The 15,942-nt window shown below is 44.2% G+C and carries 14 protein-coding genes; 9 read left to right on the forward strand and 5 right to left on the reverse strand.

Translation table 11 applies throughout. The features are described from left to right. The first annotated feature begins 17 nt into the window (after nt 1-17). The 3 genes from NZ952_01015 (at nt 18) to NZ952_01025 (ending at nt 2,197) form a co-directional block, all read left to right on the forward strand. A complete protein-coding gene (locus NZ952_01015) occupies nt 18-1,019 on the forward strand; it encodes a GH3 auxin-responsive promoter family protein (GenBank protein ID MCS7119778.1) in 1,002 nt (333 codons plus the stop codon). A gap of 80 nt (nt 1,020-1,099) precedes the next feature. Continuing rightward, complete coding sequence (locus tag NZ952_01020; protein MCS7119779.1) at nt 1,100-1,342, forward strand: hypothetical protein; 243 nt, start codon at nt 1,100-1,102, stop codon at nt 1,340-1,342. 72 nt (nt 1,343-1,414) lie between these two features. After that, a complete protein-coding gene (locus tag NZ952_01025) occupies nt 1,415-2,197 on the forward strand; it encodes a hypothetical protein (GenBank protein ID MCS7119780.1) in 783 nt (260 codons plus the stop codon). Nucleotides 2,198-2,246: 49 nt separating this feature from the next. Here the strand turns inward: NZ952_01025 and NZ952_01030 are convergent, their stop codons facing one another. The 3 genes from NZ952_01030 to NZ952_01040 form a co-directional block, all read right to left on the reverse strand. Beyond that, nucleotides 2,247-2,576, reverse strand: a complete 330-nt coding sequence (locus NZ952_01030; protein ID MCS7119781.1) for a hypothetical protein — start codon at nt 2,574-2,576, stop codon at nt 2,247-2,249. Between the two features lie 44 nt (nt 2,577-2,620). Then, a complete protein-coding gene (locus tag NZ952_01035) occupies nt 2,621-2,929 on the reverse strand; it encodes a hypothetical protein (GenBank protein MCS7119782.1) in 309 nt (102 codons plus the stop codon). A gap of 274 nt (nt 2,930-3,203) precedes the next feature. Then, the gene (locus NZ952_01040) at nt 3,204-4,712 is read right to left on the reverse strand and encodes an alpha-glucosidase/alpha-galactosidase (protein ID MCS7119783.1); all 1,509 of its coding nucleotides are present in this window, start codon (nt 4,710-4,712) and stop codon (nt 3,204-3,206) included. 345 nt (nt 4,713-5,057) lie between these two features. On the opposite strand from NZ952_01040, the gene NZ952_01045 reads away from it, so the two are divergent. The 6 genes from NZ952_01045 (at nt 5,058) to NZ952_01070 (ending at nt 12,290) form a co-directional block, all read left to right on the forward strand. Further along, nucleotides 5,058-7,322: a PAS domain S-box protein gene (locus tag NZ952_01045; GenBank protein ID MCS7119784.1), complete on the forward strand. Its 2,265-nt coding sequence runs from the start codon at nt 5,058-5,060 to the stop codon at nt 7,320-7,322. A gap of 180 nt (nt 7,323-7,502) precedes the next feature. Beyond that, on the forward strand, nt 7,503-7,937 hold the full coding sequence (locus NZ952_01050) for a hypothetical protein (protein ID MCS7119785.1): 435 nt from the start codon (nt 7,503-7,505) through the stop codon (nt 7,935-7,937). A gap of 69 nt (nt 7,938-8,006) precedes the next feature. Further along, nucleotides 8,007-8,855, forward strand: coding sequence for a hypothetical protein (locus tag NZ952_01055; GenBank protein ID MCS7119786.1), 849 nt, complete (start codon nt 8,007-8,009; stop codon nt 8,853-8,855). 167 nt (nt 8,856-9,022) lie between these two features. Next, nucleotides 9,023-10,510, forward strand: a complete 1,488-nt coding sequence (locus NZ952_01060) for a type II/IV secretion system ATPase subunit (GenBank protein MCS7119787.1) — start codon at nt 9,023-9,025, stop codon at nt 10,508-10,510. 52 nt (nt 10,511-10,562) lie between these two features. Continuing rightward, nucleotides 10,563-11,459 (forward strand): type II secretion system F family protein, encoded by an 897-nt coding sequence (locus NZ952_01065; protein ID MCS7119788.1) that lies wholly within the window; start codon nt 10,563-10,565, stop codon nt 11,457-11,459. Between the two features lie 6 nt (nt 11,460-11,465). Continuing rightward, a complete protein-coding gene (locus tag NZ952_01070) occupies nt 11,466-12,290 on the forward strand; it encodes a type II secretion system F family protein (protein MCS7119789.1) in 825 nt (274 codons plus the stop codon). A gap of 47 nt (nt 12,291-12,337) precedes the next feature. Here the strand turns inward: NZ952_01070 and NZ952_01075 are convergent, their stop codons facing one another. Together NZ952_01075 and NZ952_01080 are read right to left on the reverse strand one after the other, a co-directional pair. Then, nucleotides 12,338-13,327 (reverse strand): hypothetical protein, encoded by a 990-nt coding sequence (locus tag NZ952_01075; protein MCS7119790.1) that lies wholly within the window; start codon nt 13,325-13,327, stop codon nt 12,338-12,340. 266 nt (nt 13,328-13,593) lie between these two features. Beyond that, a complete protein-coding gene (locus tag NZ952_01080) occupies nt 13,594-15,846 on the reverse strand; it encodes a glycoside hydrolase family 3 C-terminal domain-containing protein (protein MCS7119791.1) in 2,253 nt (750 codons plus the stop codon). Nucleotides 15,847-15,942 lie beyond the last annotated feature (96 nt).

The following is a 15,942-nucleotide window of genomic DNA, read 5'->3' on the forward strand; positions in this document are numbered from 1 at the left end:
CCTGCATGAAGACTGGAATGGCATTACTTGTTCTTCTCTTTCATGACGGCGAAAAATGTAGGTTGGAATACGGGGATACGGTGTACGTTAATGTGGCGCCGCCTTTTCCTGCCGGTTTCATGCTACCTCAAGTCGAGGATGTCGGCATAATAAAACTAGTTCCGAATATGAATCTTCCTTACAAAGACAAGATTGAGTTCTTCATTTTCAATTATGATAAGATTGACGCAGCTGTTATGCTTTCATCTGCGCTTTTGACTCAAGTTAAACCCAGAATTGGGAAAAATATTAGATTGAAGGGCTTGCTAGCTTTGGATTCCGTTATTGCTGACGTAAATATAGAAGAGATAAAGCAGTTTGTGGGAGTAACCCCAAAAACAACTTATTCTTCAACAGAGATGCAGGCGCCGAGCGTTCCCTCCCTTGAGCATCCATTGGGCTTCATCTTTGATTGGCGTAGAAACATAATTGAGCTGCACCCTATTTCAAAGGGGAAAATAAGCCCCGAGACTTTAGTTGGCTTGGATAGTGTGGATGTAGGCGAGGTTTATCAACCAGTATACACATCGCTTGAAGGGGAGCTCACAAGATACGTTATTGAGGACTCGATAAAATGTATAGCCAAAGGTGATAGCATAATAGGCTCAGATTACCCTGTTTTCAAGTTCCATTCTAGGATAGGCGGCGAAATTTCCCTTCAAAACTTCACTAGGATCACCGAGGATGATCTGGTTGCGTCTCTTAGGAGCGGTAAGGTGTCATTCATAGATTTTGTTGCAAAACCAATGATTGATGGATGCTTTGAGTATCTTGTAATTTACCTCGAGCACACTTGCAATAAGTCTTCCGTCGATATTGCTCATGCCATTCACAAGTATCTTTATGAAAATGATGCCGACTACGGAAGCCTTGTCGACTTCTTTGGATATTTACCTATAAGGGTGCGCGCCGTTCCTAGGGGGTCTTCGCCAGATATCTGGATGATATACAAGCCGGATCGATCCCGAAAGTTCCCATAGTAGGAATTGGGGATAGAGACTTCGATCGGCTTATAAAAATAATTGAAGAGTGTGGAGGATTCATTTGTTAGAAACACTCTGTGGCAGCTAATGGCATTGTCACAACTTCATGTGGCATAGCCTTAGCTATGGTCATTCGCCATGGAAAACTTGAAAGAAACCTCTTTTATTATGCTTGGACAGGAGGCTTCATTGCCTATGGTCTTGAAATATTGCTTCGCCCTTTTTATGAGCCCATCAGATTCATACTCGGCGGTGTTGCATATATTCTAGTCGCCCTTGGCATATGGAGCCTTACTGGAAAGAAGGGAATAATACGCTAGGAGCACTAATGGCAGGTCTTTTTTCTCATAGTTTGGCTTAGAATTGTTCCGATCGAGGCGGCATTGGGCACGATGTATATTATAATAACAATAGCTGTTATACATCTCAGGTTTGCCTTCGGCAGATCTGCTGAAATGTTTGTAATAGGCTGGATACTCCTCGGACTAACAAATGTATTCTTGGCCAAAAATGGCTGGGTCACAGACATCTTCGCAATCTTTTCAAAAATTATTATTTTCTTGGGCATTATTCACAAGGAGTTTGCAACAATACCTAAAAGGTTGGAGAACCTTTTAGCCTCGAGGAAGTCATATCCAATCGATGCAGAGCTACCACAGAGTGAGGGAAGATTAATCCTTGTTCTTTCAGACATCAGGTCGACACGCGCAACTGAAATAAGGTGGATCCAAAAGCAGATACGGGAAGCGCTTGAAAGAAACATGGACTCCTACCTCTTCCTGATTGAGAGTCTGCCGCCTCTAGACGAGCTGAGACGCCTTGTTTGGATGAGCCCAGATAGAGTTCACATTCTAATCTTCTCGAGTAGCGCTGATAAATTGAGAAATGAATTTCTAGTTTTTGACCCGGACCTCCAAGCGGTCGGCGCATCTCTCCATGAGCTGCTTAAGATCTCACAGCAAAAAGACCTAAGATGTAAGATAATAATAGATAGTATATCTACCATGATACAGATTTTCGGCGGACCCCAAACACATCGGTTGTTCCTTCAGAAGATGGGGATCCTAAGAGAGAGCATGGCATCCATTTATGGGCTGCTGCACTCTGAAATGCATGAAGACAATATCGCGGCCATGTTTCAAAAACTCTCGGATTCAACACTAACCATTGAGTAAACACCTATTGAAACCGCTTTAGCGACAAGATCTGCTTGAAAGAGTTAGGCTAGAACCTCACGGGCTCTGTGTGGTAGACCGTGATGCCTCTACCATTTATGATATACCGTCTTGGCTGTTCATCATGCCTTATGCCACGCATCTTCTCGATTCGAAGAGTTCTCAAAAGATTAAAATTATGAACCGTTTTCTCAAGCCATATTACGCCATCAGCTAAGAATTGTTCCATATAAAAGTCTTGATGGGAAGCGATCTCAGATGTGAGAAGAGATGTGACGCCAATCTTTCTTAACTCCTCAAAAATCGTCGCTATCCTATACCTCTTTAATCCAGCTCTTTGCTCGCGAACTGTTATGCTATTAAGCGGATCAATGACCACGCATTGCGCGTTAATCTCTCTAACCGCCCTAACGAGGTCTCGGGTTATAAAAAAATTATCTCTTCGCTCTCCCGATTTTTCATTTCATATGTGCTAATTCCAAGAGGCACCGTACAGAAATCCAGCATCTTAAAAGTCCTATTCATCTCTTTCTCCCTCAGGTTCCAGCCAAAACCTTCAACATTCTCTAGGACAAGACGCTTAGGCTCCTCTAAGGTCACATATATTCCTAGTTCACCTCTCTCAGCCGCAGCAACCAAAAAATTGAATCGGAAAAAATGGTTTTTCCAGTTCCGGGGCCGCCGCAGAGCAAGATGACTCTCCCCTAGGGAAACCGCCTCCCAGCATCTCATCTAGACCTTTTATCCCCGAAGAAACCCGCATCATTCAGTGTCCTCCAAGCTTCACGCCCATACAAGGAAACATTCAAAAAATAGTTACTCCCTAATATAAGAACCTTGCTAAAACTGCTGTCCTAAGAATTTAGGTATTATCAAAATTCTTTGAGTATAATTTTCTTCATACTTATTGAGCTATAGATCGCATCCTTAATACTCTATGAAGAAATGAAGAAAAAAGTGTGGTGTATTCTCTCTAAAATTTAATTCCATATCCCCCTTTTTGTTTTCATTTGAAGTGTTCCGCCATCTCCTCATTACCGGGAGCTTTGAGTATTCCATCAATGACTTCGTCAACTTGCCTCAAGCACTTTGTTCTTATGTCCATCAGGAGCCAATGAGCCAATGTATCTCTGCCTCCTTTGAGATTGGCTTCGAGAGCCCATTCCGCTCTCATTATTCTAGGCAGCATCGCATATTTGCGTATCTTGCTTGGAATAGCATCTCTAGGTATTGGATGGATCCCGTTGCCGTCTACCTTCACATGAGTTTCAATCGTAACATCATCTTGAATGTTAGGTATTGTTCCTCTATTCATAACATTCGCGTAAATTGGATTCCTAACTTTGCCCCCGAACCATGGTGTTTCGTAGCTATCAGCAGGTTTGTCGTTGTATATTGAGTCCATGAGCGGTACGAGTACCTCTCCGCTTGGTCTCAGCTGTAGCATCTGTGACAATGGTCTTGAAGTGTCAAAGGCTATTCTCTCCATCTCGCCGAAGCCTCTTCTAACCTCAAGGATTCTTATTGCGCAGCCCATCTCCGAATCTGGTCCTCCATATGGCCCATACCAGTACTGTTTGGTCTTCAGATCCCAGTGATATTTCCATGTGCCTCCCCTGACACTGTCACCTATAGGCAAGTAGCCATAGGTTTTATACATGTCGATGGCAGCTGGGCATAGGTCCAGATCCCATGGGCTTACGGTGTGCTCTCTCCAAACCGCCCAATATTCCTCAGCGTCCTCTCTGATCCAGTCATCAAGATAAGCGTACCCATCCTCACCCTTATACCTAAACTTTGTTAACCATATAACATGGTTCAACCCCTTCATCTCTATCTCAACTTCTCCTAGATCTACGAGATTCATTAGCTCCCTGTAAAATTCTGGTCTATGCGCGGCGCATTGAGCTGTTATATTCTTGCCCAGCTTCTCTTTGGCAAGACGCATCGCTAGAACTTCGAGGGCGGCCCTGTAGCCTAAGAAGCCGTGACATATACCTGCAACGTTAACTTTGGTCTCCCTGCCGACCATAGTGGAGAGCTCTAGAACAGGATTTGAGACGATGAAGAACCAGGCGTGAGGGGCCAGATTCTCAATATCTCTAGCTATCTCTAGATGTAGCTTGAAGAGGTAGTACCCCCATATCGTGTGATAGTCTCCAACATAATTCCATTCGACGCTATTGATCCCCCTATAGTATCCATGCTCCTCGGATATGTCCCTCATCCTCTCATAGTACAGGTATCCCATAGGAAGAGCGGTCGATATAACGAAGTCGGCCTCCCTTATGGCTTCCGACCTGTCCTTCGTTGAGTGTACTTCCGCAGGAACTTTAAGCTCATCAACAAATCTCTTAGCCAATGTGGAAACGACCTTCAGCCTGTAATCGTTAATGTCCATAAGCCATATCTTAGACCCGCGTAGACCTTCATTCAAGAATATGTCAACAAGGATCCGGCTCGTCCACCTGGCGCTACCAGCCCCTATAAATGTTATCTTTGGACCTTCACGCATAGACTTTCAACCCTTAGCATTTAAGTTGGTCTAGAACTTAAATCTTGCAGTGAAAAAGTCTCACTTTCGCTCCTGCATTAAATAAAATTATTACATAATTGCATTGAACCGGAAGGCAACCTAAACCTAAAACTCTCCTGTTTTCCCAACCAATTCAGAGGCTGCTCCCCAAAAATTCTTACACCATCGCTTATAAGTAGAGGATAAGGTTCACCTCAGTCTAGGATGGAACATTCTAAGCGTGGAAAACAGTATATGTTTTTGTCATCCTTATAACCAATTCATAATTCTTTTTTCCTACGCATGCCCCTGTATGGTCTAACCGCACACTTTAAGGGCAGGGGAATGTGTTCGCAAGTGGTAGAGTCCGCTCTAGAGACTATTCCTAAAGCACAGAAGACCAATGTCGACAATCTGCCAATAAAGGTCTTGCATGTTGATGATGAAGAAGATTTCTTGAGCGTTGCTAAAGAGTGTCTAGAGTTGGAGGGCGCCTTCAATGTACATACCGCATCATCCGTTGATGAGGCAATTGAGAAGATGAAAAAGTCGGAATACGACGCAATTATCTGCGATTATTTCATGCCTAAAAAAGATGGACTGACATTTCTGGAGATGTTAAGGAAAGATGGAAACAACATTCCTTTCATTATTTTTACAGGTAAGGGAGGAGAGGAGATAGCTGTAAGAGCATTAAACCTTGGGGCAGATGGTTACATCAATAAAAACGGCGACCCACACAGGGTCTACTGCGAACTTGCACATATTATAGGGCAAGCCATAGAAAAGAGGAAATCCGAGAAGCTTTTGAAGTTATCTGAAGCCAAGTATCGCGCGGTTTTCGATAGTTCAAATGACTGCATACTCCTGCTAGACCTGAAAGGCAACATTATGGATGTAAACAACGTCGCTATGAAATATGGATTCAGGAAAGAGGATCTAATCGGCAGAAACGTAACCGAATTTGTTTCGTTAAAGGATAAATTACAACTGCTCAAGGATATTGCCAAGAAACTGAGGGGAGAGTCAGTCGAAAACCTAATTGAGGTAAAGACCCCCAAGGGGAATGTTCTTGCTGCATATAGATGCAAACCCTTAGTCGTGGACGGACGGGTCGTCGGCATACATGCAGTATTGGCCGATGTCACAAAAAGTAAGGAGATGGAGAGAAACTATCAGGCAGTGTTTGAGAACACAGGCACAGCCATGTGCATAATAGATGAGGATAATACTCTCTCTTTAGTGAACAAAGAATTTGAGAAGATAAGCGGCTACTCAAAGGGGGAGATTGAAGGAAAGAAGAAGTGGACAGAGTTCGTAACCCCAGAGTATAGGCGGATTATGGAGAAATATCAAGTAGAGAGACGGAGGAAAGGCGGAAAGGCTCCTACCCAGTATACCTTTGACTTTATGAATAGAAACGGGCAAAAAAGAAAGATGCTCATAAATGTTGGATTGCTTCCAGGAACGAAGAAGTCAGTCGCCTCTCTCCTAGATATAACCGAATATGAGGAGACCCAGAAAAAAATCAAGAAACTCAGTGAAGCCCTCCATGAGAGTGAGGAGACATACCGAGCGCTCATTAATGGCATGAATGATACAGCATGGGTTATAGGCTTCGATGGCAAATTCATAGATGTCAACGATGCTGCAGTCAGGGTTTTAGGATACTCAAGAGATGAACTACTGAAGATGGGTCCACCGGACATCGACTCCACATTAACGGAGGAGCAGATCAGAGAGCTCATTAAAAATATGCCGAAGGACAAGATACAAGTCTTCGAGACCACCCATATTACCAAGGATGGAAGGATAATCCCCGTAGAGATTTCATCAAGCCTTGTAACATATAAGGGGAAAACAGCGATTCTAAGCATCGCGAGAGACCTCACAGAACGTAAGAAGGCAGAAGAAAAACTGAGAAAGACTATGGACGAGCTTAGGCTAGCCAACGAGAAGCTAAGTGTTGTAGGAAAGTGGACGAGGCATGACGCCCGAAACAAACTTTCGGTTATTAAGAGCCACATATACTTGGCAAAGAAGAAGCTGCCAGCTGACCATCCGGCCCTAAAGCATCTGAACGAGGTTGAACTGGCCTGCGATCAGATCGTCAGAATATTCGATTTTGCAAGCCAATATGAGATGCTGGGTAAGGAGAAAAGGTTCTATGTTAACGTCGGAAAAAGCATCGACGACGCAATCTCACTAATCTCAAACCTGAACAACATAAAGATTATCAACAATTGTTACGAGCTAACCGTACTTGCCGACTCTCAGCTGAGACAGCTATTCTATAACCTAATCGATAATTCAGTTAAGCACGGCAAGACCGTAAACCAGATAAAGATACATTTTGAGGAAGACGAGGATAAACTGAATCTAGTGTATGAAGATAATGGTGTTGGAATATCAGACAAAGTTCGGCGCAACCTCTTTAAGGAGGGACATGGAGAGGTAGGCGGCTATGGACTATACCTAGCCGCTAAACTCTGCGAAATATACGGCTGGAAGATAGACGAGACAGGAGAATACGGGAAAGGAGCAAAATTCACACTAACAATACCGAAAACAAACGTGGAAGGGGAGCAGCTCTACAAACTACATCGATGAAAAGTAATTAATTGAGCCAGCACATTATCAAACTTTTTCGAAAACGTTTACCCGTTAATCAGATTGGAAAGAAAGAAGCGAACACGCAGATCATGTAGACTGTGAAACTATAAAATGAATTCACAAATGTTAAGGCGTGTCCACCCATAATTATCCCATAAAAAAGGAGCAAAGGATAGTATGCACCGATTATTTAGAAATAAGCGCGGCGTAAGCCCTGTAATAGCCACGCTACTCCTCATATCGATCGCGGTTGCAGCGAGCGTCATCGTCTACTCATGGGTCACAGCCATGGTGACTCAGCAGGGTCAGCAAGCACAAGTGATGATAAAAATAGATTCAGTACAGTTTGAAAACAATACTACTGTTAACGTAACAGTAAGGAATACGGGCACAGTACCCGCAAAGATAGGCAGCATATATGTTTACGCGGCAAATGGTACAAGGGTCGGGGCCAAGAACTTTGATGTAGAGATCCAAGTTGGCGGTACAGCATCCTTTAACGTTACAATTAACGGCAATTATACACCTGCTGCAGGATATTGGGTCAGAGTTGTCGCCAGCACTGGTTATTACGCTCAAGAGATTTTCTTTGCGCCTTCGCAACAGCCTTAGCTGTAAGAGAAATAATAATGATCCCGCATTTTTTTATCTTAACCCATGCCTAAAAATGGGGTCCGCCAAATGATTAGTGAAACAGCTAGAGATAGGAGAGGTGTTTTAAGAAGCAGCATTGAACGACCATTCGCATTAATTGAGGCTGGAAGGACTGTCAGGGAGGCTCAATTCGAGGCTCAGATTCTAGGCCCAAGAAACGTTCCATCAGGGATTACTGGTTTAGATACCTTCTTAGACGGAGGCTTACCTGATAGGAGCTTGCTTCTCATTCTCGGGGAGACTGGAAGCCACTATGAAACATTTGTACAGCAAGTGATGATTAACCATCTCTCGAATGGTGGAAGAGCCGCCTACTACTTGACGGAGAACTTAGCCGTTGACATTCGGCAGAAGATGGAAATCTTTCGATGGAGCCTTAAGGAGTATATTGGCAGGGGTGACATGGTCTTCATTAATTTGAGGACACCTACCCTCGAAGAGATAGCCAATCTTATGCCGCAGATTCTAATTGAAGGCCTTAATCTAACAGTCTCTAAGGGATTGAACAGTCTAAAATCAGACATTCTTGTCAAGACTAGGGAGGAGAGATGGATCATACTTGAACTAGGTCAGCTTCTTAGAGAATACGGGTTAAACGATGTTCTCAGTCTGCTTCATTACTGGAGGGCCGCTGTGAGAGTATACGGCGGGATTCACTTCGCCTTGCTTCCCATCGGCGTCCACCAAGATTCTGAAGTAAACGCTATTGAGCATCTGGCAGATGGGGTGATAGAATTTTATCTCCGAGACGGCCCAAGGGAGTTTGACAATATAATGGTTATCCGAAAGCTTCCCGGCGTGAGGAAAGCCTTAAGCTTAAACTTCACGGTCTCTGAAAACGGTCTAATAATCGAGACCGCCGCAAGAATATCTTGAAAATCGCCCTTAGAGGCACGTGTATTTATGCCATCATGAAAATCTAATCCTCCACGCTGTTTTTCTCCTTAGTAGTTACTCTAGGGATTTAAAAAAGGGGTTTCAAGTTCAGAAGACTCTTTAGTGAATCTACAAGCAACCTTTCATGAAAGGGAAAAGTGGCTCTCATGACCACGCTCCAAGCTGTAAGCAAAAAAATTCTCGAGGTTTGGAAGGTTAATGAACCCTTCGCCTACGCCGTCCTAGCAGAGTATCCCTTTCCACATGAGATTAGATACGAAGTTTTTGAGCCTACTTTGACTGCTGATGAGGAGAGGAGCCTAAAAAGGATTAGGGACTTCCTTTTTGAACAGATCGATGTAACTATGTCTGATCTGGGATCCGAGGCGGAGGCGGCTGAATATTTAAAGAGACTTACAATGCGAATCATTAGACAATTCCGCATCCCAGTGAAGAAGGAAAGTCTAGAAAAAATTCTGTATTATATTGTCCGAGATTATGTGGGGTACGGTAAGATAGACGTTATGATGAAGGATCCGCTTATAGAGGATATCAGCTGCAATGGCGTGGGCCTCCCCATATATGTTTGGCATAGGGACTACGAGTCTATCCCAACGAATGTCGTCTTCGACTCTGAAGAGAGCCTTGACTCCTTCATTGTGAGGTTGGCTTACAGGGCTGGAAGGATGATATCAGTTGCCAATCCAATCTTGGATGCAGCGCTTCCGGATGGAAGCAGAATCCAGCTGACTCTGGGCAGAAGTGTGACCCGTCATGGCTCAACGTTCACTATCAGAAAATTTAAGACCGATCCTTTCACGATCGTCGATTTGATTAGGCTGAACACTCTTTCAAGCCATATGGCTGCTTTCTTCTGGCTCCTTATAGAGAACAAGTTCAACATCTTCGTTTGTGGTCCAACCGCATCTGGAAAGACGACTACCCTAAACTGCTTATCAAACTTTATCCACCCAGACTACAAAATCGTTACGATCGAGGAGACCCCTGAAATCCGCCTTCACCACAAGAACTGGGTTAGATCTGTCTCGAGACCAGGATATGGAGGCTCAGCTGAGATTACATTATTCGATCTCTTAAAGGCCGCTATGAGGCAGAGGCCCGACTACATAATCGTCGGGGAGGTTAGGGGTTCGGAGGCATACACTCTCTTTCAGGCGATGGCGACTGGACATGGCGGCTTATCTTCACTGCACGCCGAATCCGTTCCGGCGGCTGTTCATAGACTTGAAAACGAACCAATTAACATTCCAAGAACCCTCATAGCAGGTCTGAATGTGATAACTGTGCAGATGAGGTTGGAGGTTAACGGTAAGCCTGCCCGTAGAACGATCACTACAACCGAGATCCTAGGCATAGATCCGAGAACTAATGAGATAATTACCAACGAAACATTTCGGTATAAGCCTGAAGCCGACACATATGCCTATTCCGGAAGATCATACAGTCTTGAAAGACTTGCTAAGAATACTGGAATGACAATGAGGGAGATTGAAGAGGAAATCACGGGCAGGATGAAAATTCTCGACTGGATGGTCCGGCATAATATGAGAAGCTTCAGCGAGGTTGCAGAGATCATCCGCGGATTCTACTCTAACCCAGACGAGCTATATAGGAGGATAAAGATAGGAGCGTAGAGGATTAGAAGAGCGTGCCTAAAACTTGAAGGAAAATACAAAGAGCGTGGACATGTACTTTGGCATTCACCTCGTGGGCTACCGCATCTTAGGCAGCATTCCATCCAAGATCTTTCCATTCACTCAGAAAATGAGGGAGAAACTTCTTAGAGCGAATGTTAAGGTTAGCCATGTTGTTTATATAAGCAGCATGTTTTTCTGGAGCATTACAGTATTCGCCTTATCTTTCGGCATTCTAAGCGTTATTTTTGAACATCTGCTCACCAATTTAGGACTGTTTGTGCAGCAGGCATTCACACCCTATGATTTACTGCTAGTCAGCATATTGTTTGGTATCTTAGTGTTTGCAATCTTCTGGTATTACCCGAGCTATGTGTCCTCGAACCTTAAGAGGAGGATTGAGAAGAATATGGTTTACACGGCAAATTATATGGCTATACTCACAAATGCTGGAGCAACTCCAGGACAGATCTTCTCATCTTTGGCGAAGTATGGAGAGATCTTCGCCATCAAAGAGAGCGCCATATCGATCATCAAGAATGTTGAGTTGTTGGGTGAAGATATTCTTTCAGCTCTTGATTTGGAGAGCAAGAGAACCCCGAGCCGCGAATATGGCGATTTTCTGCAGGGGTACATTGCGACGCTACAAATAGGAGGAAATGTACAATCCTATCTGGCAGCGATGTCTGAGAAGTTTATGGAAAGGAGAAGGCGCATCCTGGCTAAGATGATTGATCAGCTGACTTTGGTTGGAGAGGTATTCATTGCAGGTCTGATTGCTATGCCAGTAATCATGATCTCCTTGCTTGCGGTGATGGGATTTGTTGGCGGAGAAGTATTAGCTGGGCTAACAGCCCATCACATCATGACGTTGATAACATATGTATTCATACCGTTCGTTGCGATCGCCCTGCTAATCTTCATAGACGTTATAATGTCGAGTTGGTGAGGAACGATGAATGGCAAAGGTCGCATGAGAACAGCATGGATTCTCACACACTTCGCCTCTCTAGTCGTAGCCTTTTTACTCTTATTCTACGGCTACAGTTTACATGGCCTATCATATAGTTTCAGGCCGTATGTGGGGTTAGCGTTGGTCTCCGGTTTGACGGCGCCATCAACTTTTATCTACCTAGAAGAGAGAAGGCGAAGGCTTATAGATGATGCTCTTCCGAGACTTTTGGAGGGCATATCGGAAAGCTATGAGGCCGGATTGACGCTTCTACAGGCTATTGAAGAGTCTTCGCGGAGAAAATATGGTCCGATAACAAAGGAGCTGAAAAAGCTTGCGAGAGATCTCGCCTGGGGAGCAAACACGGAGGCAGCGTTTAAGGCATTTTCTGAGAGAGTTGGAACGGAACTCTCAACCAGAGTTACCACCTTAATCGTTGAGGCGATGAAGTTCGGAGGGGACATAAAGTCTGTCTTCAGATCTACGTCTGAGTTTGCAAGGAAAATGGTGGCGCTAAGGGATGAGAGGGAGTCGCAGCTTCGCCTCTATTTAGCCGTAGTGTACATTAGCATAATAGTCTTCATTATCATAATGATAATTCTTTACCAAAGCTTTTTCCTACCGATAAGCATTGAACCTACACAATTCCTAAGACTACCCATGACGATCGAGGATTATAAAGCGCTTATATTTGACATCTCAATCATCGAGGCGCTCTTCGGCGGTTTGATCGCGGGAAAATTGAGCCACGGCCTAGTCCTAAGCGGTCTAAAGCATTCACTCATCCTGACAGCGATCGCAACAGTCTCCTTCTGGCTTGTCTTCTAGGATATTTTATAGATTCCAAGATGGACTATACTTTCTCTTTTATCCCCTCATTTATGGTGAAGTTTCGCCGCAAGAGAAGCCGCAAGTTTTTCAAGCGCCTTCTGCGGATTTCCCTCCAACACCCTGATGCCAAACTTTTTCGCAAGTTTCTTCGCATCTTCGCTCATTGAGGGCGAAGCAAGAACGTATGCCTCAACCTTTTCCTTCGTATCGGATATCTTGGCATACTCTTTAAGAATCTCCTCTCGGCTTACTGGCTGCTGAAAAAGAATTATGTCGATTGCAACTGGTTTTCCATTTGTACGTCTTATCATAAAATCGAATTCATATTCAACTTTTGACTCTCCGACAACCTTTGCAGGACTTATGGCATTAAGGCCCTTCCCACTTAGATATTCTCTAGCCATGGAGTAGACCAGGTTCCCATTTCTGATCTCGTTCTTTGCAAGTTCGCTTAGAGCGTAAGCGTATACCTCCGTATAGATTGCCTCGTCAAAGTTGAATTTTTCTCCGCATTTTCTGCATGTATGCATAGGCTGGGGGGCATCTATTCTCCTTGAACAGTTTAGGCACTCGTACCAGCTACCGGCGCTTCGATAATCAGCCTTTCTGAGGGATGCCCTGCATTTAGGGCATATTAGATCATCGCCCATCCGGAAGTTCCTTATATTATCAATGTAGCCGCAAAGAATATGCTCGATCAAAGCGTTTCTTGAGATTCTGGAAGAACCGCAAAAATGGCAGGTGTATGTGGATGAAATATTTACACTACGACAGGATGGACAGTTTATACTCATATCATAGAATATCTCGGATAAAATACCAGCTTCCGCAAACTTTCTTAACATATCCCTAGTCTCAGAGGCGTCTGTCCCAAGAGCCTTCTCCGCCTCGACATATCTATATCCCACTTCCGGATCATATGAGGGGCTAATCATTCCAGTTCCATTAAATAGGGCTTCAAGAAACCTAGCTGATTTTACATCCCCGTATATCTTTCTCCTCTCGGCAAAGAGATCTTGCCCTTCACCTTTCATTAGAAAGCCCCGACAAGCTGATAGCTGAGAATGCGATTATTAGCGTTATGCACATATGTTACGTATTCGCATCATTCAAGATCGTGAAGGTGCCGTCAATCCGTTATGAATCTCGAGATTTATGGAACACAGTTCCACTCTCGGAATACTAACACATAATGCGCCACTTCATTTTTCTAAATAATAAGATCAGAATGGCTGTGCTTTGCGGTATTATAAAAAAATGATGAAAATAGACGTCACTAACCATGCACATCAGATTATTTCTATATAACCGTGAAAGATCCCTTCAGCCGAATGTCTTCTGAGGATGCTCCCACCATCACCTCATATGTTCCAGGCTCTACCACCAAATTCATCTTCTCATCGTAGAATGATATCTCCTTGAATCCGATGGTGAATTCTACGGTTTCCTGTTCTCCCGGTTGCAGGCTTATTCTCTTGAAGCCTCTGAGCTCCTTTAATGGTCGGGCGACAGAAGCCAGCGTGTCTCGAAGATAAAGCTGAACAACTTCGTCCCCTTTGCATGCGCCGATGTTCTTCACGTCAACCCTAATTCGTACAGTTTCTTTTGGGTTTATTTTGTCAGGCGTTATTCGTAGATTGCTATATTCGAATTGGGCATAGCTTAGTCCATAGCCAAATGGGAATAGGTATTGTGTTCCCCTCAAATCTACATAGTCGTATACTCTTCCAGTCGGCTTAGAGTTATAGTATAGGGGTAACTGCCCAACGAATTTTGGGAAGGTTATAGGAAGCCTTCCACCGGGATTGTAGTCGCCGAAAATAACTTCTGCTATAGCGTTTCCACCTTCTTCTCCCGGGTACCAGGCCTCGATTACCGCATCCACATGGTCCAACCACTTTGTCATCGTTATGGCGCTGCCGTTTATTAATACGACAATAGTAGGGACGCCTAGCTCAGATACTTCCTTTATCAAGTCCTCTTGGACGCCTGGCAAGTCTAAGTTGCATCTATCCCTCTGCTCGCCCTCTGTCTCTGGAACGGAGTTTCCCACACATATTATCGCGGCTTCTGAGTTTTTGGCCGCTCTTATGGCTTCTTTGAACCCTTCTTTTGACATGCTGATGAGATCGCAGCCTTCCGCATAGTTGATTATCGCTGAGTCTCTAAGTTCATTCCTTATTCCTTCGAGTGGCGAAACTGTTTTTACTCCGTATCCACTGTAACCTCCAAGCCTCATCACGGCTGCATTAGGTCCTAAGACGGCGATGGACTTTAACTCCTTTGTTAATGGTAGTATTCCATCATTCTTTAGTAGGACAATGCTCTGTCTCGCCGCTTCCAAAGCCAATTTTCTATGCTCTTCACTGTTACACACTTTCTCTGCGAGATCACAATCAATGAATGGATTTTCAAATAGGCCTAGCCAAAATTTAGCTCTTAGAACACGTCTAACAGCCTCGTTAATCTCTTCTTCTGTGATCTTTCCCTCTCTGACAAGATCGAGTAGATGCTCATAGCAATCTGATTCTGGCAGCTCAACATCCAGCCCCGCCTTAAGGCATTTCTCAGCCGCATCCTTTTTTGTCCCAGCTACTCCATGTTTTGTCATGACATGAGTGACTGACCAATAGTCTGAGACGACGAAACCTTTGAACCCCCATTCTTTTCGGAGGATCTCGGTTAAGAGCCATCTGTTGCATGAGCATGGGACCCCATCAATAGAATTATAGGCGGCCATTATGGACATGGCTCCTCCCTTCCGAACCGATTCCTCGAATGCGGGGAAATAGACTTCTCTGAGAATTCTTTCCGAAAAATGTATGGGGTTACTGTCTCTTCCTCCATCCCCCACAAAATTTGCGGCGAAATGTTTAGGGGTGCATATCACCCCCTCACTTTGCACACCCCTGATAAAAGCCACCGCCATGGTTGACGTTAGATAGGGATCCTCACCGTATGTTTCTTCAGTTCTTCCACATCTCGGGTCCCTAGCAATGTTTATCGTTGGAGATAGTAGATGATGGATTCCATGCGCTCTAGTCTCTCTACCAATGGCCGCCCCAACCTTTTCCATGAGCTCAGGGTTCCATGTGCTTGCCAATCCTATGGATTGAGGAAAGATGGTGCAGCCCGTAGCCATGCAGCCATGCAGACCCTCATCATGGATTATAATTGGTATTTTTAATCTAGTGTTTTCAATGAGAAAACTTTGAATTTCATTATGTAATTCTGCAGCTTCTCTTGGAGGAAATGAGCGTAAGATCAGGCTTAACATGCCAACATTCCTCTCGTTCCTCAAGAGATCCTTCCAATGCTTTCGGACGTATGCAGAAATAACCGGATCGGAGACCTCCCTGTCGCGGAAAACTGAAAAGAAGAGTTCAGCGATCCTATCTTTCTTATGAGCCGGAGCCGGCTCAAGCAGGCTGAAGATCTGCTTTTGTATATCGCGATGAAGCCATTTGGCCTTTAATTGCCCTATTTTTTCCTCCAAGGACATTTTAGCTAGAAGATCATTCACTCTCTCTTCAACTGTCGCATCCAACTGCACATCCAATCTCAGCACCCTCCCATACCGGAACATTTCATCATACAGGAGGAGCCGTTAAAAAGGTTGTGGAATAATTTTGTCAAAAATAAAATCTTC

The sequence above is a fragment of the Candidatus Bathyarchaeota archaeon genome, from assembly GCA_025059045.1.
Classification (GTDB): domain Archaea; phylum Thermoproteota; class Bathyarchaeia; order Bathyarchaeales; family DTEX01; genus JANXEA01.